This is a genomic window from Burkholderia sp. Bp9099, assembly GCF_003857805.1.
Taxonomy (GTDB): Bacteria; Pseudomonadota; Gammaproteobacteria; order Burkholderiales; family Burkholderiaceae; genus Burkholderia.
The window spans coordinates 33,426-52,198 of record NZ_QTPU01000002.1; the positions used below are offsets into that span (position 1 = coordinate 33,426).

An 18,773-nucleotide genomic window follows, 5' to 3' on the forward strand; every position below is an offset into this window, starting at 1 on the left:
CCCGACTGCGGGCCATTGCCGACGGCCCATGAAATTGCCGGATGAGGGCCTTGTCAGCAGGCCGTTTGTGCCGTTCCATACCGCGCACGTGACCGTGCATTCATTTCTTGTCGTGCAAGGTATTCGATATCGTGCGAATTCGATTGCGTCTGATTACCGTGGACCGTGGCCGGCTGATCCGATTGGCTTCCGTTGTTCTGATCGCTGGATGTGCCGCCTGTTCAAGGAACGATTCGCTTCCTCGCAACATGTCGCTGACTGCGTTCAATCCGCACCGCGAAGCGTTCGAATGCAAGCATGAAGCCGACGTTGTTCCTCGGATCGATCCAGAGGCAGATCGTTGGAATACGCGAGCGATCGCGCTCACCAGTTCGTTGCTGTGGCCGAATCAGCGCGACTATAGGGGGGCCGTCGAGTTATGGGCGAAGGCCGCCGAGCGCAAACACTGGAAGGCGATGCTGAATCTGGCGAATGCGTACGCTCGCGGCGAAGGTGTGGATGGTGATTCCGAACACGCCGTTCAGATCGCTGAACAGGCGATGAAACTCGGCATTCCGGCGGCCTACGATCTGATGGGCACGTATTACATGGACGGGATGGGGGTGAAGCAGGATGCGAGCAGAGCCCATGCATTCTGGCAACTGGCTGCGGATATGGGGAGTCCGAATGCGATGGCATATCTGGGGGGCAAGATGGACGCGATTTATGACGATCCCAAAGCAGGCTTTTGGGGTAATCGCAAGATTGCGCTTCAAATGCTGGAATGCGGATATGCCCAAGGTAGCGGGGATGCCGCCTATGCGCTCGGGACAACACTCGTGGGCGCGGACAAGTCGCTTGGCGAAGACAACGACCGAGCCCTCAAGATTCTGCATGATGGCGTGAAATACGGGAGCGCCAAGAGCGCCGGGTATTTGTTCGGCGCATTCGACGATGGTGATCCGGTGGTTGGTAACGTGAAGGATCGTGCTCGTGCCGAGCGTTACAGCGTACTCGCCGACCGCCTCGAGCGCGATCCGGACCTTCGCCTGCCGAACCTTGACAAGGTCGTGCCGCTGCCGCCGGCCAAACTGCCCAAGTGGGACGGCAACAAAGCGACGTTGATCGATGCGGCGAAACCGGCGCTGCCGGTTTCGGACACGCTTCCCGTTTCCTCCGGGCATCGCATTGACCGCGCACATACGCAGGAATAGCGTTGGACCGAACGCGGCGCGGTATGCCCGTTCCGCCAGCCATGCTCGATCGCCCCAGCTTTTTTCTCGTCAACAACCACAAAAATGATCGTTTCGCCCTAGCGAGCCTGTCAGCAGAATGTCTCCATTCCCCCTCGCGCGACGACACGAGCATCGCCGCGAGCCGCACTTCAAGGAGACAGCCGTGGCAGTGGAAACAACCTCAATCGATACGCTGGTCGTCGGGGCCGGCCAGGCCGGCGTGGCCATGAGCGAGCACCTGGGCAAGCTCGGCGTGCCGCATCTCGTGCTGGAGCGCGACCGCATCGCCGAGCGCTGGCGCACCGGGCGCTGGGATTCGCTGGTCGCGAACGGCCCCGCGTGGCACGACCGCTTTCCGGGCCTCGAATTCGACGGCCTCGATCCCGATGCGTTCGCCACGAAGGACCAGGTCGCCGACTACTTCGAAGCCTATGCGCGCAAGTTCGACGCGCCGATCCGCACCGGCGTCGAAGTGAAGAACGTCGTGCGCAACATGGGCAAGACGGGGTTCATCGTCGAAACCTCGGACGGCACGATCGAGGCGAACCGCGTGGTCGTCGCGACGGGTCCGCTCGCGACGCGCGACAGCGCGTACCGTCGCCGGCAGACGGGCGCGGCTCTGCCGCCGTCGGCGGCGCGGTAAGGCGCGTGCCGTTCGCCACGTGAAAACGAAGCGGCCGCCGCATCGGAGGCGATGCAGCGGCCGGGAGAGCGGGGAGGCGGGGCGGCAGGCAGGTTCTCGGCGTCACGGCATGTCACATGCGTGCCGTACGTCGCGAACCTGCCGCGCCCGCGGATCACACGACCGCGGAACGCGCGACCCGCACCGGCACCGACTTGTACGACGGCGTGCCGCTTTCCTTGTCGATGTAATCGAGCGGCACGAGCACGTTCGCTTCCGGGTAGTACGCGCCGACCGAGCCCGGCGCGATGTCGTACTCGATCGCGGTGATCTTCTCGAGGCGCAGCGTGCGGCCCGAGGCGGTGATCGTCTCGATGTCGACGAGGTCGCCGTGTTCGAGCCCGTACTTCGCGAGATCGGCCGCGTTCATGAACAGCACGTCGCGCCGCCCGAACACGCCGCGATAGCGGTCGTCGAGCCCGTAGATCGTCGTGTTGTACTGGTCGTGGCTGCGCAGCGTGATCAGCCGCAGCACCTGTTCGGCGCCGAGCACGTCCGCGTCTTCCTTCACGCCCGTGTAGACCGAGAACATCGCCTTGCCGGTCGGCGTGGGCCACACGCGCTCGGTGGGCGGCAGCGGCAGGCGGAAGCCGCCCGGCGTGCGGATCCGTTCGTTGAACGCCTCGAAGCCGGGCACCGTCTTGTCGATCAGGTCGCGGATACGGTCGTAGTCGGCGATCAGGTCGAGCCACGCGACCTTGCTGTTCGGCAGCGTCGCATGCGCGATCCCCGCGACGATCGCGGGCTCCGAGCGCAACGCGTCGGACGCCGGCTTGAGCTTGCCGGCCGACGCGTGGACCATCGACATCGAATCCTCGACGGTGATCGATTGCCGGCCGCTCGCCTGCATGTCGAGCTCGGTGCGGCCGAGCACGGGCAGGATGTAGGTTTCCTTCGCAACCAGCAGATGCGAGCGGTTCAGCTTCGTGCCGAGATGCACGCTGAGATCGAGCTTCGCCATCGCGGGGAACGACAGCTCGGGATCGGGCAGCGCGACCGCGAAGTTGCCGCCGAGGCACAGCAGCGCCTTGGCCTGGCCGTCGACCATCGCCTGCATGGCCTGCACGGCGTCGTGCCCATGATGCGCGGGCGGCTTGAAGCCGCACACGTCCTCGATCTTCTGCAGGAACTCGGCCGACGGCTTCTCGGTGATGCCGACCGTGCGGTTGCCCTGCACGTTGGAGTGGCCGCGCAGCGGGCATACGCCCGCGCCGGGCTTGCCGAAGTTGCCGCGCATCAGCAGCAGGTCGGCGATCAGGCGCACGGTCGCGGTGCCCTTGTTGTGCTGCGTGACACCCATCCCGTACGTGACGATCGTCGCGTTCGACTTCGCATAGGCGAGCGCAACCTGTTCGAGCTGCGCCTGGCTCAGGCCGCTCGCGCGCTCGATGTCGTCCCACGACGTGGCCTGCAGGTCGGTGGAGAACGCGTCGAAGCCGCTGGTGTGCTGCGCGATGAAGTCGCGGTCGAGCACGTCGCCGCGCTCGGCCTCGAGCTGCAGCAGCGCCTTCATGATGCCCTTCAGAGCGGCCGCGTCGCCGCCCGCGTCGACCTGGTAGTACGTCGACGCGATGCGCGTCGAACCGAACGACGCCATCTCGATCATGTCCTGCGGATCGGCGAAGCGTTCGAGCGCGCGCTCGCGCAACGGGTTGAACACGATGATCGGCACGTTGCGGCGCGAGCACTCGTGCAGCGTGCCCATCATCCGCGGATGGTTCGTGCCGGGGTTGTGGCCGATCGAGATGATCAGCTCGCAGTGGTCGAAATCCTCCAGCGAAACGGTGCCCTTGCCGATCCCGATCGACTGCGGCAGGCCGACGCTGGTCGGCTCGTGGCACATGTTCGAGCAGTCGGGGAAGTTGTTGGTGCCGAGCTCGCGCGCGAACAGCTGATACAGGTACGCGGCTTCGTTCGACGCGCGCCCCGACGTATAGAACTCGACCTGCTCGGGCGGCAGCGCACGCAGCACCTCGCCGATGCGCGCGAACGCGTCGTCCCATTCGACCGCGCGGAACGTGTCGGTCGCGCGATCGTAGACGAGCGGATGCGTGAGCCGGCCCATGTTCTCCAGCTCGTAGTCGGACATCCGCAGCAGCGACGACACGGTGTTCGCCGCGAAGAACTCGGGCGTCACGCGCTTGGTCGTGGCCTCCCACGTGACGGCCTTCGCGCCGTTCTCGCAGAACTGGAACGTCGACTTGTGTTCCTTGTCGGGCCACGCGCAGCCGGGACAGTCGAAACCGTCGGGCTGGTTGGTCCGCATCAGCACGATCGGCGCCTCGATGGTTTCCATCTGCGTGCGCACGGCCTCGGCTGTCGCGCGAAGCGCGCCCCAACCGCCGGCGGGCCCATCGTACTTCCTGATGCCTGGCACTTCGCGTCGATTTGTCATGTGAATCTCCATGAGCCGGGCCCGCTGCGGGGTGGCTCGGGTTGCGCCGCGTCGCGGCGTGGGGCGGCGCCGTCCGGCGGACGGCGCCGGTCATGCGGGCCCGGACATGCGGGCCCGCGTGGTATCAGTGCGCGTCCTTCTTCGCACCGGACGACTTCTTGCCGGATGCCTTCGCGACGGGCGGCGGCGTATCGGCATTTGCTTCGTCATCCTTTTCATTGGCCGATGCCTTCGTGGCCTTTCCGTTCGGCCTGGCCTTGCCGTCGGCGTCCTGCTTCGCGTCCTTCACATCAGGCGGCGCGAGCTTGTTGAACGTCACCGTGTCGCCGGCCGTGTCGTAGTCGACTTCGACGCGGTCGCCCGACTGAAGCTTGTCCGCGAGGATCTCCTTCGCGAGCTTCGTTTCGATGATCTGCCGAACTTGCCGCTTCAGCTCGCGCGCGCCGAACTCCGGCTGGTAGCCGGCTTCGGTCAGGTGTTCGACGAGCGAGTCGCCCATCACGAGCGTGATGTCCTGCGCGGCGGCGGTGCGCACCACGCGGTCGAGCTGGATCTGCACGATCGAGCGGATGTTCTCCTTCGACAGCGCATGGAACACGATCACCTCGTCGATCCGGTTCAGGAACTCGGGGCGGAAATGGCCCTTCAGCACCTGCATCAGCTGCTCGCGGATCGCCTTGTCGGTCTTGCGCGCGGCTTCCGGCTGCGTGAGGTTGTCCATGATGATCGCGGCGCCGAGGTTGCTCGTCGCGATGATGATCGTGTTGCTGAAGTCGACCACGCGGCCCTTGCCGTCGGTCAGCCGGCCGTCGTCGAACACCTGCAGCAGCACGTTGTAGACGTCCGGATGGGCCTTCTCGATCTCGTCGAGCAGGATCACGCTGTACGGGCGGCGCCGCACGCGCTCGGTGAGCTGGCCGCCTTCGTCGTAGCCGACGTAGCCGGGCGGCGCGCCGATCAGCCGCGCGACCGCGTGCCGCTCCATGTACTCGGACATGTCGATGCGGATGATCGCCTGCTCGTCGCCGAACACGGTCTCGGCCAGCGCCTTCGCGAGCTCGGTCTTGCCGACGCCGGTCGGCCCGAGGAACAGGAACGTCGCGATCGGACGGTGCGTCTGGCCGAGCCCGGCGCGCGACAGCCGCACCGCGTCGCTGACGGCGACCACCGCGTCGTTCTGGCCGACCACGCGCTCGCGCAGCTGCTCCTCCATCTTCAGCAGCTTCTGGCGCTCTTCCTGTGTAAGCTCGGACACCGGGATGCCGGTCAGCCGCGACACGACTTCGGCGACCGATTCGACGGTCACCTCGAGCGTCTCGGAACCGGTCTTGCGCTGCCAAGCTTCCATCTTTTCGTCGAGCGACTTCTGCTTCTCGTTGATCTGTTCTTCGAACTGCTTCGCTTCGTCGAAGCGCTTGCGCGACGTCGCGTAGTCCTGCTCGCGCTTCAACTGCGCGATCTGCGCTTCGCCTTCCTGGATGTCGACGGGGCGCGAGGTCGCGCCGATCCGCACGCGCGCGGCGGCCTGGTCGATCAGGTCGATCGCCTTGTCGGGCAGGAAGCGCGCGGTGATGTAGCGGTCGGCGAACTCGGCGGCCGCGACGAACGCGTCGTCGGCGAACGTCACCTGATGGTGCGCCTCGAGGCTGTCGCGCAGCCCGCGCAGGATCACGATCGTCTGCTCGACGCTCGGCTCCGGCACGAACACCGGCTGGAAGCGCCGCTCCAGCGCCGCGTCCTTCTCGATGTGCTTCTGGTATTCGTTCAGCGTGGTCGCGCCGATCAGGCTCAGCTCGCCGCGCGCGAGCGCCGGCTTCAGCACGTTCGCGATGTCGAGCCCGCCTTCGCCGCCGCCCTGGCCCGCGCCGACGATCGTATGCAGCTCGTCGATGAACAGGATCAGTTCGTCATGCTTGGCGGTCACTTCGTCGATCAGCTGCTTCGCGCGCTCCTCGAATTCGCCGCGATACTTCGCGCCGGCGACCATCGAGTTGATGTTGACTTCGACGAGCCGCTTGCCGCGCAGCACTTCGGGCACGTCGCCGTTCACGATCCGCTGCGCGAGGCCTTCGACGATCGCGGTCTTGCCGACGCCCGGCTCGCCGATCAGCACCGGGTTGTTCTTCTTGCGGCGCGCGAGCACCTCGATCGTGCTCTCGATTTCCTGCGCGCGGCCGAGCACCGGATCGAGCTTGCCCTGGCGCGCGATCGCGGTGAGGTCGCGGCCGAACTTGTCGAGATTCGGCGTGCCGGTCGGCGCATCGACGCGGCCGTCTTCCGCGCCCTTGCCGACGACCTTCACGACCTTCTGGCGCAGCGCCTCCGGCGTCACGCCGTATTTCTTCAGCAGCGTGCCGGCGATGCTGTCCGGCACCGACGCGAGACCGATCAGCAGGTGCTCGGGGCCGATGTACGAGTGACCGAGGTCGCGCGACGCCTGGAACGCGTACTGCACGGCCTTCTTCACGCGCGGCGAGATCGACAGCTTGTCGAGCGACGCATCGGGGGAGGCCGTGCCGGTATGCGCGTGCTCGTCGATGTACGACTTGATGTCCTGCGGCGACAGCTTCAGTTCCTTCAGCAGCGCGGCGCACACGTCGGTGTCCGCGAGCGCGTACAGCAGGTGTTCGGTGTCGAGTTCGCTGCGGCGCAGCTCGTGCGCCTTCTCGGCCGCGCGCTGCAGCAGTTCGAGCGTCTGCTCGCTGAATGCGTCGGTCGGGTCGACCGACTCGCGCGGAATCTCCGCGGCAAGCGGCGACGTGTCGCCGGACTCGCCGAACAGCGACGACGCGCCGCCGCCCAGCAGCGAGTCGAACGGGTTCAGCATGCTCTGATGCCGCATCAGCTGACGGAAGTGGTAGTCGCAGATCGAGATCGTCTTGCGCTCGCCGTCCTGCATCACGGTGGCGCGCGCGACGGCCGGCCGGGCGTGACAGATGTCGCAAAGTGCGGGCATGGTGGTCTGGCTCCTGTCAATGAACGTGAATCGAAAGGGAAGTCCCGATGCGCGAGGGCGCCGGGGCGTGCCTGCCGCACGACGCGACCGGCGGCGCGCGCGCCATGCCGGCGCCCTTGCGCCACGCGCGCAGGCATGGCGACCTGCCGTGCTCGACGCCGGCAATACCGTTGCTTCGCGGCGCCTGCGCCATCACTTCGACTGCGTTCAAAATAGCGAATCGGCCCGGGGCCTCCAAGACACAGTTCCGCATCGGCCCGGCCGGGAATTGCACCCTCACAAGCGTGCGAGCATGAGACGCAAGGAGTACAGACGAGCGCGCATGCGGGTGCGGCGTGCGGGCTGCGCAAACGTGGCGGCGTGCGACGCGCGCGAAGCGCGGTGCGACATCGGCGCGCAGGGCGCCGGCAGGGAGCCAACGGGAAGGGGGACGCGCGACGCAACGCGGCGCGCGCGCATCGGCGCGAGCGCGCAGCGCGGCAGCGTGCGCGCACGGGTCAGGCCGGGCCGCGCGCGCACCGCAACCGGTGCGTGGCGCGCGGCCGCTGGCGAAGCGGGCGGCTTGCACGGTGCGGGCCGGACATGGCCCAACCGTGACGAGGCGGCGGCGTCAGTCGGAGAGCGTCATCGCAAGTTTCTGCCGTGCGATCTGCTTCACGTCGGTTGACAGTGCCGCATTCTGCAGACCATTGGCCCAGACGGAGAACGAATCCTCGATCAGGTTGCGGGTGTCGGGCGGCAGTTCGGCCAGCATCAGCGCCACCACGGTGAACAATACGGCGGTGTCGCCGGCCTGGCGGCTCGCGTTCGCGTCGACGGCCTGCTTCAGGCTGTCGATCGACGCTTGCAGTGCCTGTAGTGCTTCATTCGATTCGCTCATTTCTCGCTCCATGCAGGATGGTTCGATCGGCGACGAACGTGCGGCCGGCCATGCGGCCGGTGGGCGCGATGCCGGTCGGGCATCGCGCGGGCGGAACGTCAGGTCGCCGGGTTGCCCTGCGGCGCCACGGCCACCGATGCCTCGCTCGTCAGCATCAGGAACGTGAACGTTTCGCGCAGGTAAAGGCGAACGACCTTGTCGGTATGGCTCGTGTAGCCGATCGACACGTCTTCGCCGAGGTGCAGTTCATAGTCGCCGCCGCGGGTGGACAGCACGCAGCCGCCGCTGATCGCCGGCGCCCAGATGATCTCGCCGCTGACGATGCGCTTGATGTGGCCGAGGACCGGATAGCCCTGGTCGCGCGCCTCGCTGAGCGCCGTGTAGGCGTCCGAGCCGAGCACGACCGAGTACGGGCCGTCCACGCCGGCGAGCCGCAGCGCTTCCAGCGCGTCGCTGATCGCGTCCGGATATGCGCTGACGTCGGCCGGCAGCGTGAGCTTGCGGTTCGACGTGCCTTCGCGGATGCCGACGATGTCCGCGGCCAGATAGCCGTCGAAGATCGCGCCGTCTTCCGCGAACGCGAGCCGTTGCGCGGCATCCTTCGCCGGCTGCCAGTCGGCATCGCGCGCGCCGCGCTCGACGCTGTCGATCGCGTCGCGGCTCAGCTCGAACGGCACCGTCAGCTCGACGATCGTGCGGACTTCGCGCAGCCGTGCGCCGACCAGCTCGCGCGGTGCCGCGACCTCGCGCAGGTGCCCGGTGCCGACGGCCGACAGCTCGGGGCCGGCCGGGCCCTCGACGTCGACAACGCGGCGCCCGGCCACCGAGCGCTTGAAGGTGCGTGCGACTTCTTCCTCGATCTGCTCCCAGGCGGACGAGGAAATCGGCGCGAGTTCGCGGTGCAGGTTATTCATAGGCTTTGGCTCCTTTCAGCGATCCGATGTTCAGCGAGCCGTCACGACGCGACTCGGGCGATGCGGGGGCCGGCTGCGCGGCGGTGGCGGTGGCTTCGGCGCCCGGTGCGGGGCGATCGGCGAGCGCCTCGAGCAGGTCGGCCGACGGCACGAAGAACAGCGAGCCGGTGACCGCGCGGCTATAGTCGAGCAGCCGGTCGTAGTTGCCGGGCGGGCGGCCGACGAACATGTTCTCGAGCATCTGCTCGATCGGCGCCGGCGAGCGCGCGTAGCCGATGAAGTAGGTGCCGAATTCGCCGGAGCCGGGGCGCCCGAACGGCATGTTGTCGCGCAGGATCTTCACTTCCTGGCCGTTCTCGTCGAGCGTGGTCAGCGAGCTGTGCGAGCACGACGGCTTCACGTCCGGCGCGAGCTCGATGTCGGACAATTTGGTGCGCCCGATGATGCGCTCCTGCGTCTCGACCGCGAGCGCATTCCAGCCGGCCATGTCGTGCAGGTACTTCTGCACGATCACGTAGCTGCCGCCCGCGAATTCGGCATCTTCGTCGCCGATCACCGTGAAGTCGACCGCGTCGCGGCCCTCCGGGTTCTCGGTGCCGTCGACGAAGCCGATCATCGCGCGCTGGTCGAAGTTGCGGAAGCCGTGCACCTCGTCGACGACCGTGACCGCGTCGCCGAGCGCGCCGAGCAATTGGGTCGCGAGTTCGAAGCACAGGTCCATCGCGTCGGCGCGGATGTGCAGCAGGATGTCGCCGGGCGTCGCGATCGCGACGCGCTGGCCGGCGCCGAATTCGCGGAACGGATGCAGCGACGCGGGGCGCGGATCGCCGAACAGCGCATCCCAGGCGTCGGCGCCGAAGCCGCATACGCAGGACAGGTTGCCGTCCGGCACGCGCTTGCCGACCGAGCGCACGAGCGCGGCGATGTCGCCGCACCACGCGCGGATCGTGTCGGCGCGCTCGGCGCCGGGGTTGACGGTGGCAACGAGGAAGATCGCGCTGCGCGTGACCGGGCTGTGAACGGCCTGGGAAAGCGGGGGACGGGTTTGCATCGCGGCCTGCCGGTCAGTCATGTCGGGACGGACGGGCCGCGGATGCCGCGGCGCGCGAAGACGAACGGTTGGACTGTGTCATGCGACTGTTCTCTTTGTGACATGCGGATGAAGGACGTTGCGCGGGCATCGCGCAACGGGCCGCAGCGGCGGCGGCCTGCCGCCCGGGCGCGCAAGGGGGAGGCAGGCTCGGTGGCCGCGCGTTCGCCCGGCGCGCGACCTCGCCGCACCGCGTAACGTCGTCGAGCATGCAATCTAGCAGCTTCGGCGGGTCTTTGGAACACGTATCGCCAATCTGTCATTCGAATGGGTTGATCGGGGTCCGATTCTGCGTCGCGGGCCTGCAGCTGTACTCCTGAAACCCGCGGCGCTGTGCTCTTGAGCGGGCGTGGCGCGTGCAGTAGATTAGGTTCGCTCCGCCCGCCGACGAGGACCATCATGATGAACCTGCTGGAAGCGATGCGTATTTATGTCGCGGTGGTCGAGCATGGCGGGGTGTCCGCCGCGGCGTCCGAACTGAAGCTCGGACGCGCGCAAGTCAGCGAGCGGCTGGACCGCCTCGAACGGTATCTCGGCTGCCAGCTGTTGCTGGCGCGTGCGGGCGGCGACGTGGCGTGTACCGATGCGGGCGTCGCGTTCCACCAGTGCTGCCGGCGCACGCTGTCCGCGGTCGCGCAGGCCACCACCGCGGCCGGTGCGTGCGCAACCTTTCCCGATGCGCGCGTCGCGGGCTTTCCGCCGCCCGAAACCATCCGCCGTGTCGACCCAGCGTCGATCGCGGCACAACCCTCATTGCACCGGTCATCGCCTTGAATACGTCCACTGTTTCCGCCGATACGGCCGCCGAGCGCATCCGCCGCCGCTTCGGACACTTCCTCCACGCGGCCGAGCTGGCCGGGCTGATCGTGATCGGCCTCGCGACCGCGTTCGCGATGACGCAGGAAGCGTGGAAGGTCGTGCTCGCGGGCGAGGTGTCGCTGACCGACCTGCTGCTGATGTTCCTCTATCTCGAAGTGCTCGCGATGAACGTGCGTTACCTGCGGCTCGGCCGGCTGCCGGTGCGCTTTCCGCTGTTCATTGCGATGACGTCGCTCGCGCGCGACCTGATCCTGCGCGGCGCCACCGACAGCCCCGAGCGGATGCTGATGACCACGTTCGGAATCGTGCTGCTCGCGGTAGGCGTGTTGATCCTCAGCTTCGGCCAGCATCGCTTTCCGGCGGAGGTCGACGACGTCGAGGACGATGTGCACGCGCGTCGGTGATGCGTGTGTGTGCGGGGCCGATCGATGGGGGTGTCGGTTCGGTAGTTCATTTCGTTATACCGAGATTGATTCGGTGCGGCGCCGACTCGCGGCTGCCGCGTTTCCATCTGTTCACCACACGTGTGCGATTTGAGGTTTGATCGCCAAACTGTCACTTACATTCGCCGAAATGACGCAGTAGGATGCCGATCCTTCTCATGATGGATTTCGCATTGCTATCCGCCTTCAATTTCGGTAATGGACGTGGCTCGCACCGGAACGCCCGCGGCCGGACACGGCTATGCGGCTTCGTGCAGCGGCACGGCACGCGCACCTGCGCGTCGCAGGCTGGTTCACCGCTGGCGGGGCGAGGCGGATGAAGCTCTACGAGAAATTCGCGAACGACATAGAGAGACTCATCCGGCAACGCGTGTATCGACATGGCGATCGTGTGCCGTCGGTGCGGCAGGCGAGCCAGCAGCACCGGATCAGCATCACGACCGTGCTGCACGCGTACCTGCTGCTCGAAAGCCGCGGGCTGCTGGAGAGCCGCCCGCAGTCGGGGTACTTCGTGAACCTGCGCAACGACGACGGGCACGCGCCGGTGCGCGAGCTGCGGCCGTCGAAGCCGATCGCGATCTCGTCGTCGGTGGACATGAGCCGGCTCGTGCTGTCCACGCTGCGCGCGATCGGCACCGACGACGCGGTGCCGCTCGGCTCGCCGTACCCGGACCCGAGCCTGTTCCCGTTCGAGAAGCTGAACCGCTACGCGTACGCGGCCGGCCGCGACAAGTCGCTGTGGGGCGTGACCGACGGGCTGCCGCCCGGCCATCCGCGCCTGATCCGGCAGATCGCACGGCGCTACCTGGAAAACGGGATGTCGGTCGACCCGAACGAGATCATCGTGACGGTCGGCGCGACCGAGGCGATCAACCTGTGCCTGCAGGCGGTCGCGAAACCGGGCGACACGATCGCGGTGGAGTCGCCGACGTTCTACGCGATGCTGCACGCGATCGAACGGATGGGGATGAAGGCGATCGAGGTCGCGACCCATCCTGAATACGGAATCGACATCGCGGCGCTGGCGGCGATCGCGAAGTCGCAGCCGATCGCCGCATGCATGGTGATGCCGAACTTCCAGAATCCGCTCGGCTTCCAGATGCCCGACGAGCGCAAGCGCGAACTGGTTGAATTCGCAACGAAAGCCGATATGCCGGTGATCGAGAACGGCGTATACAACGAACTGTATTTCGGCAATGCGCACCCGAGTGCGCTGAAGGCGTTCGACCGCAACGGGATCGTGCTGCACTGCGCGTCGTTCTCGAAAAGCCTGACGGCCGCGTACCGGATCGGCTGGGCGTTGCCGGGCCGTTATCGCGAACAGGTCGAGAAGCTGAAGTTCCTGAACACGCTGGCGACGCCGTCGCTGCCGCAGCTGGCGATCGCCGAGTTCCTCGAACGCGACGGTTACGAGCATCACCTGCGGCGGATTCGCAAGGCGTATGCGCAGCAAGCGAACCTGATGCGCGCGATGGTGTCGCGGTTCTTCCCGGAAGGCACGCGCATCTCGAGCCCGGCGGGCGGCTACGTGCTGTGGGTCGAGTTGCCGGCGCAGGTCGATGCGATGCGGTTGTACCAGCTCGCGCTGGAGCAGGGGATCACGATCGGGCCCGGCTACATGTTCTCGATCGCGGACACCTACCGCAATTTCATCCGGCTGAACTACAGCAGCCCGTGGTCGCCGGAGATCGAACGCGCGATCGTCACGGTCGGCAAGCTCGCGTTATGACCTGAATCGCGTCGCGCACGTGATGCGGCGGATAGCCGTCGACCGGGTCGGGATAGAGCACGCATAGAACGGTCGCCATCGGGTCGCTCCTCGTGACGGGATGAAGGCGGGGCGGTACGCGGATTGCTCGGCTCGCCGGCCCCCCGCGCACGGGCATCCGGCGTGTTGCGCCGCAACGTCGATGACGTTCTACGCCGGTCGCGGATCGCGTACAAGCCACAGTCCGTGTTTGCGTGCGCTGCGGGGTCGTCTGTACCTGTTCTTTTCGGGAAGGACGCCGATAATGGGATCGTTACCCCACACTCCGGGAGCCACGCCATGTCCGGAAGCGACGCCTCGTCTTCACGTCCCGATCTCGCGCAGGGGATCGCGCTCGACGACCTCGCCGACGGCGCGATGATCGAGGGCCAGGTCGGCGACGCCACGGTGCTGCTGGTGCGCCGCGCCGACGAACTGTTTGCCGTGGGCGCGCAATGCCCGCACTACGGCGCGCCGCTCGCCGACGGGCTGCTGGTCGGCGATACGATCCGCTGTCCGTGGCATCACGCGGCGTTCTGCCTGCGCACCGGCGAGCTGTTGCGCGCGCCGGCGCTCGACGGCCTGACGTGCTGGCGCGTCGAGCGGCGCGACGGCCGCGCGGTCGTGCTCGATGCGCGGCCAGCCGCATCGCCGCCCGCGCTGAACGCGGCGGGGCTGCCCGCATCGGTGGTGATCGTCGGCGGCGGTGCGGCCGCGATCGCGGCGGCCGTGACGCTGCGCCAGGAAGGCTATCCGCATGCGATCACGCTGCTGAGCGCGGACAGCGAGCCGCCGTACGACCGGCCGAACCTGTCGAAGGACTATCTGGCCGGCACGGCCGAGGCCGACTGGCTGCCGTTGCGCGGCGCGTCGTTCTATACCGACCAGCGCATCGACGTGCGCTGCGGCATGCGCGTCACGCGGATCGATCCCGCGCAGCACGCGGTCGAGCTCGCGGACGGCAGCCGCGTCGGCTACGGCGCGCTGCTGCTGGCCACCGGCGCCGAGCCGAACCGGCTGACCGTGCCGGGTGCGGATCTGCCGCACGTGTGCGTGCTGCGTTCGCGGGCCGATTGCGAGGCGCTGATCGGCAAGCTGAAGACGGCGCGGCGCTGCGTCGTGATCGGCGCGAGCTTCATCGGCCTCGAAGCGGCCGCCGCGCTGCGCACGCGCGGGCTCGACGTGCAGGTGGTCGCGCCCGACGCGCATCCGATGGCGCGCGTGCTCGGCGAAGCGCTCGGCGACACGATCCGCGCGCTGCACGAAGCGCACGGCGTGGTGTTCCATCTCGGCGCGACGCCCACGCAGATCGCGCCGGAGCGCGTGACGCTGTCGAACGGCGACGCGCTGCCGGCCGATGTGGTGGTGGTCGGCATCGGCGTGCATCCGGACCTCGCGCTCGCGCAGGATGCGGGGCTCGCCGTCGATCGCGGCGTGACGGTCGACCGTTTCCTGCGGACGAGCGCACCGGACATCTACGCGGCCGGCGACATCGCGCGCTGGCCCGATCCGTTGACGGGCGAACGCATACGCGTCGAGCACTGGGTCGTTGCTGAGCGGCAGGGCATCGCCGCGGCGCGCAACATGCTCGGCCAGCAGCGGCCGTTCGACGCGGTGCCGTTCTTCTGGAGCCAGCACTACGACCTGACGGTCCGTTATGTCGGACATGCGGAGCAATGGGACCGCGTCGAGATCGACGGCGACCTGCGCACGCATGACGCTTCGGTCGCGTTCTGGCGCGGCAACGCACGGCTCGCGGTCGCGACGATCGGCCGCGATCTCGACTGCCTGCGCGCGGAAGCGGCGCTCGAGCAGCAGGGCACGACGCGCGCGTGAACGGGCTGCCGACTGTGCGCTGACCGGTACACGCTCTGGAAAAAAGAGTTGCGCACACAACTGTCATCGCATCGTCGCGGCTTGCGCAGAGACCGCCGAGCCGGACAGACTCCCGTGACTCTCGACTGCGGTTTCTCGACCGAGGTGATCGCGGCGCCGTTCGCGATCATGAACCCGAGCGTGAACATTCCGGTATTTCCGGTGCCGACATGGAGGTGCAGTCGACACGATGCGCCGCACGGCCGCGCTGCCGGCCGCGATCGGCATGTCGATCGACGACGACGCACCGGCCGGCTGACCACGCACCGCACCGACCCCTGCGCGCACGGGCGCGCGCCTTGCTCGAACAGTGTGACGGTACTTGCACCGTTACCGCTTTCGACAAGGAGGGCCTGACATGAAAGCAGTCGTATTTCACGGCATCGGCGACATTCGCATCGATACGGTACCCGACCCGCAAGTCGTCGACGTGACCGATGCGGTCGTGCGCCTGACGGCCAGCGCGATCTGCGGCACCGACCTGCACATGGTGCGCGGCACGCTCGGCGGGATGAAGCCCGGCACGATCCTCGGCCATGAGGGTGTCGGCATCGTCGAGACGGTCGGGCGCGACGTGCGCAACCTGAAGCGCGGCGATCGCGTGCTGATTCCGTCGACGATCGCGTGCGGCAGCTGCGTGTACTGCCGCGCGGGCTACACCGCGCAATGCGACGTCGCGAACCCGGGCGGGCCGCGCGCGGGCACCGCGTTCTACGGCGGCCCGGCCGACACGGGGCCGTTCGACGGGCTGCAGGCCGAATACGCGCGCACGCCACTCGCGAACGCGAGCCTGATCCGGTTGCCGGACGCGATCGACGACGACCGGGCGATCCTGATGTCCGACATTTTTCCGACCGGCTACTTCGGCGCGCAGCTCGCGGAAGTGAAGCCGGGCGACACGGTGGCCGTGTTCGGCGCCGGGCCGGTCGGCCAGTTCGCGATCGCGAGCGCGAAGCTGATGGGCGCCGGGCGCGTGATCGCGATCGACCGCATCGCGTCGCGGCTCGAGATGGCCTGCGCGCAGGGCGCCGAGACCATCGACTTCTCCGAGGAAGACCCCGTCGACACGGTGCTGCGGCTCACCGGCGGGATCGGGGTCGATCGTGCGATCGATGCGGTGGGCGTCGACGCGATGCGCGCGACGCATGGGCCGGCCGCCGCCGACCACGACGCGGCGCGTGCATTCGATGCGGAAGTCGACGCCGTCGCGCCGCGCCGCAAGCCCGACGGCCGCTACTGGACGCCCGGCGACGGGCCCTCGCAGGTACTGCAATGGGCGGTGCGCGCGGTCGCGAAGGCGGGCACGGTCGCGGTGATCGGCGTGTATCCGCCGCAGGCGCGCGTGTTTCCGGTCGGCGAGGCGATGAACCGGAACCTCACGATCAAGATGGGCAACTGCAATCACCGGACCGTCACGCCGCACCTGATCGAGCTCGTGCGCAGCGGTGCGTTCGACCCGGCGTCCGTGCTGACGCGCTGCGAGCCGCTGACGAACGCGATCGACGCGTATCGCGCGTTCGACGTGCGCGAGCCGGGCTGGCTGAAAGTGAAGCTGACGCCATGACGCTGCGAACCGCAACGAGGAGTGCTGCCATGAACGGGTTCCATGATCTCTACGACAACTGCATGTCCGCGTGCGATGCGTGCGCGCATGCATGCGACGCGTGTACGGCGGGGTGCCTGGCGGACCCCGACACGCACGCCCTGGCCGCTTGCATCGCGCTCGACATCGAGTGCGCGCAGCTGTGCCGCCTTGCCTCGGCCGCGATGGCTCGCGACAGCGTGCTCGCGCCGCAGGTGTGCGCCCTGTGCGCGCGTGCGTGCGAGGTGTGCGCGGCCGAATGCCTGCTGCATGCGCACGACCATTGCCGGCGCTGCGCGCTGGCATGCGATGCGTGCGCGGCGATGTGCCGCGCGATGGCATGAGCGGCTACGGCGCGCCGTGAACCTTGCGCGCGACGCGCTCCAGCAGCGCGTCGAGCACCGCCATCTCGACGGGCTTCACGAGGTGATCGTCGAAGCCCTCGCTCGCGGTGCGTGCGAAGTCGGCCGGGCTCGCATGGCCGGACAACGCGACGCAGGTCGTGCCGGCCAGCGCATCGATCGCGCGCAGTTCGCGCAGCAGCGTGAAGCCGTCGACGTCGGGCATCGACAAGTCGACGAGCATCAGGTGCGGAACGATGTCGCGCGCGAGCGCCAGCGCGTCGTCCGCGTGGTACGCGACGCGCGGCGCGTGGCCCTTGATCTGCAGCAGCACGGCGAGCGTGTCGGCGGAGTCGCGATTGTCGTCGACTATGACGATGCGCAGCGGCGCGCCGGCCGGCGGCTCGGTCGTGCGCGGCGCCGGCGCCGGCGCGTCGCCCGGCGTCGGGCGCATCGCGCGCTCGAGCGGCAGCCGCACCGTGAACGTCGCGCCGTGGCCGGGGCCGGCGCTTTCCGCGGTGATCCTCCCGCCGTGCAGCTCGACGAACGACCGGCAGATCGCGAGGCCGAGCCCGAAGCCGTCCGACGCGCGCCGGCCCGGCACGCTTTCCTGTTCGAACAGGTCGAAGATCGATTCGAGCGAACCCGGCGCGATGCCGACGCCGTGATCGGTGATGCGAATCGCGACGACCGCCCCTTCGGCGCTCGCGCTGACGTCGATGCGCGCGCCCTGCGGCGAGAATTTCGACGCGTTGTCGAGCAGGTTGTGCAGCACCTGCACGAGCCGCGCGGCGTCGCCGCGCACCACCAGCGGATCGGCCGGCAGGTCGACGCGAATGTTCTGCTCGCGTGCGGCCAGCTTCGGCTGGACGCTTTCCACGCCGCGGCAGACGACGTCGCGCACGGTCACCGGCGCGTGGTCGAGTTGGACCTTGCCGGCGGTGATGCGCCCGACGTCGAGCAGGTCGTCGACCAGCCGCGTCAGCTGGCCGACCTGGCGATGCACGGCGTCGCGGCATTGCGCGAGCGCGGGTGCCGGATCGGGCAGGCTCTGCAGCACGCCGACCGAATTGCGCAGCGGCGCGAGATGGTTGCGCAGCTCGTGCGCGAGCATCGCGATGAACACGCTGAGCCGGTGCGTCGACACCTCGAGTTCGGCGAGCCGCTTGCGCTCGGTCATGTCGCGCGTGATCTTGATGAAGCCGGCCAGCTGGCCCGCATGGTCGTGCACGGCCGTGATCGTCACGCTGGCCCAGAACAGCGAACCGTCCTTGCGCACGCGCCAGCCTTCGTCCTCGAAGCGGCCGTGCACGACGGCTTCGCGGAGCCCGAATGCGGGCCGCCCGGCGACGATCGCATCGGGCGGATAGAAACGCGAGAAATGGTGGCCGACGATCTCGGCCGTCCGATAGCCCTTGATGCGCTCCGCGCCCGCGTTCCACGTCGCGACGTTACCGTGCGCGTCGAGCATGAACACCGCATAGTCGGTGATCGCACCGACGACGGTCTCGAAACGGAACTCGGCGAAGCGGTGCAGCAGGTCGCGTGCATCGGCGGGCCCGAGCGGCGGGTGGAGATCGGAAATGGCGTCGTCTTTCTTCATCGGAACGGCAAGTCGGATGCGGGCGGAGAAACGCCGCCCCGCCGCGGCCGGACGAGCCGGCTGCGGCCATTCAAATCGGATTGACACCCCGAAAGCATAAGGGAGGTCGAATCGCCTGATCAATGGGGGCGCATGGCCTGTGCCGCGTCGCGCCCGCAGTGCGAAATCCTGCCGGTGGCGGCCCGGCGACGGCGGCGCGGCATGCCGATTGCGTCGCCCTCCGGTCCGCACG

The 18,773-nt window shown here is 68.0% G+C and carries 13 protein-coding genes and 1 pseudogene; 8 read left to right on the forward strand and 6 right to left on the reverse strand.

What is annotated here, in order from left to right:
• Positions 1 to 143 precede the first annotated feature (143 nt).
• A complete protein-coding gene (locus DIE17_RS01885; RefSeq protein WP_260426163.1) occupies positions 144 to 1,193 on the forward strand; it encodes a tetratricopeptide repeat protein in 1,050 nt (349 codons plus the stop codon).
• Positions 1,194 to 1,377: 184 nt separating this feature from the next.
• A pseudogene (locus DIE17_RS01890) lies at positions 1,378 to 1,785 on the forward strand (NAD(P)-binding domain-containing protein); the annotation flags it as partial.
• A 226-nt stretch (positions 1,786 to 2,011) separates the two neighbouring features.
• Here the strand turns inward: DIE17_RS01890 and DIE17_RS01895 are convergent.
• The 5 genes from DIE17_RS01895 to DIE17_RS01915 form a co-directional block, all read right to left on the reverse strand.
• On the reverse strand, positions 2,012 to 4,291 hold the full coding sequence (locus tag DIE17_RS01895; protein WP_044848153.1) for an FdhF/YdeP family oxidoreductase: 2,280 nt from the start codon (positions 4,289 to 4,291) through the stop codon (positions 2,012 to 2,014).
• Positions 4,292 to 4,415: 124 nt separating this feature from the next.
• Entirely contained in the window at positions 4,416 to 7,247 is a 2,832-nt protein-coding gene (locus DIE17_RS01900; protein WP_124521661.1) for an ATP-dependent Clp protease ATP-binding subunit, read from the reverse strand.
• A gap of 610 nt (positions 7,248 to 7,857) precedes the next feature.
• Complete coding sequence (locus DIE17_RS01905) at positions 7,858 to 8,127, reverse strand: hypothetical protein (protein ID WP_124521663.1); 270 nt, start codon at positions 8,125 to 8,127, stop codon at positions 7,858 to 7,860.
• A gap of 98 nt (positions 8,128 to 8,225) precedes the next feature.
• On the reverse strand, positions 8,226 to 9,041 hold the full coding sequence (locus DIE17_RS01910; RefSeq protein WP_044848156.1) for a family 1 encapsulin nanocompartment shell protein: 816 nt from the start codon (positions 9,039 to 9,041) through the stop codon (positions 8,226 to 8,228).
• Positions 9,034 to 10,113, reverse strand: coding sequence for a Dyp-type peroxidase (locus DIE17_RS01915; RefSeq protein WP_124485766.1), 1,080 nt, complete (start codon positions 10,111 to 10,113; stop codon positions 9,034 to 9,036). Before DIE17_RS01915 ends, DIE17_RS01910 begins: the two co-directional genes overlap by 8 nt.
• Before the next feature lie 417 nt (positions 10,114 to 10,530).
• On the opposite strand from DIE17_RS01915, the gene DIE17_RS01925 reads away from it, so the two are divergent.
• The 6 genes from DIE17_RS01925 to DIE17_RS01950 all read left to right on the forward strand — a co-directional run bounded on the left by DIE17_RS01925 (position 10,531) and on the right by DIE17_RS01950 (position 16,941).
• Positions 10,531 to 10,905, forward strand: a complete 375-nt coding sequence (locus DIE17_RS01925) for a LysR family transcriptional regulator (RefSeq protein ID WP_260426162.1) — start codon at positions 10,531 to 10,533, stop codon at positions 10,903 to 10,905.
• Entirely contained in the window at positions 10,902 to 11,354 is a 453-nt protein-coding gene (locus tag DIE17_RS01930) for a phosphate-starvation-inducible protein PsiE (RefSeq protein ID WP_044848158.1), read from the forward strand. The genes DIE17_RS01925 and DIE17_RS01930 overlap by 4 nt, the downstream gene beginning before the upstream one ends.
• Positions 11,355 to 11,709: 355 nt before the next feature.
• Entirely contained in the window at positions 11,710 to 13,122 is a 1,413-nt protein-coding gene (locus tag DIE17_RS01935; RefSeq protein WP_124521780.1) for a PLP-dependent aminotransferase family protein, read from the forward strand.
• Positions 13,123 to 13,440: 318 nt separating this feature from the next.
• The gene (locus tag DIE17_RS01940; protein ID WP_124521665.1) at positions 13,441 to 14,976 is read left to right on the forward strand and encodes an FAD-dependent oxidoreductase; all 1,536 of its coding nucleotides are present in this window, start codon (positions 13,441 to 13,443) and stop codon (positions 14,974 to 14,976) included.
• A 397-nt stretch (positions 14,977 to 15,373) separates the two neighbouring features.
• Complete coding sequence (locus DIE17_RS01945) at positions 15,374 to 16,579, forward strand: zinc-dependent alcohol dehydrogenase (RefSeq protein ID WP_044848161.1); 1,206 nt, start codon at positions 15,374 to 15,376, stop codon at positions 16,577 to 16,579.
• Positions 16,580 to 16,608: 29 nt separating this feature from the next.
• Positions 16,609 to 16,941, forward strand: a complete 333-nt coding sequence (locus DIE17_RS01950) for a four-helix bundle copper-binding protein (protein ID WP_124521807.1) — start codon at positions 16,609 to 16,611, stop codon at positions 16,939 to 16,941.
• Positions 16,942 to 16,945: 4 nt separating this feature from the next.
• On the opposite strand, the gene DIE17_RS01955 is transcribed toward DIE17_RS01950, so the two are convergent.
• A complete protein-coding gene (locus DIE17_RS01955; RefSeq protein WP_124521669.1) occupies positions 16,946 to 18,541 on the reverse strand; it encodes an ATP-binding protein in 1,596 nt (531 codons plus the stop codon).
• Positions 18,542 to 18,773: the final 232 nt, after the last annotated feature.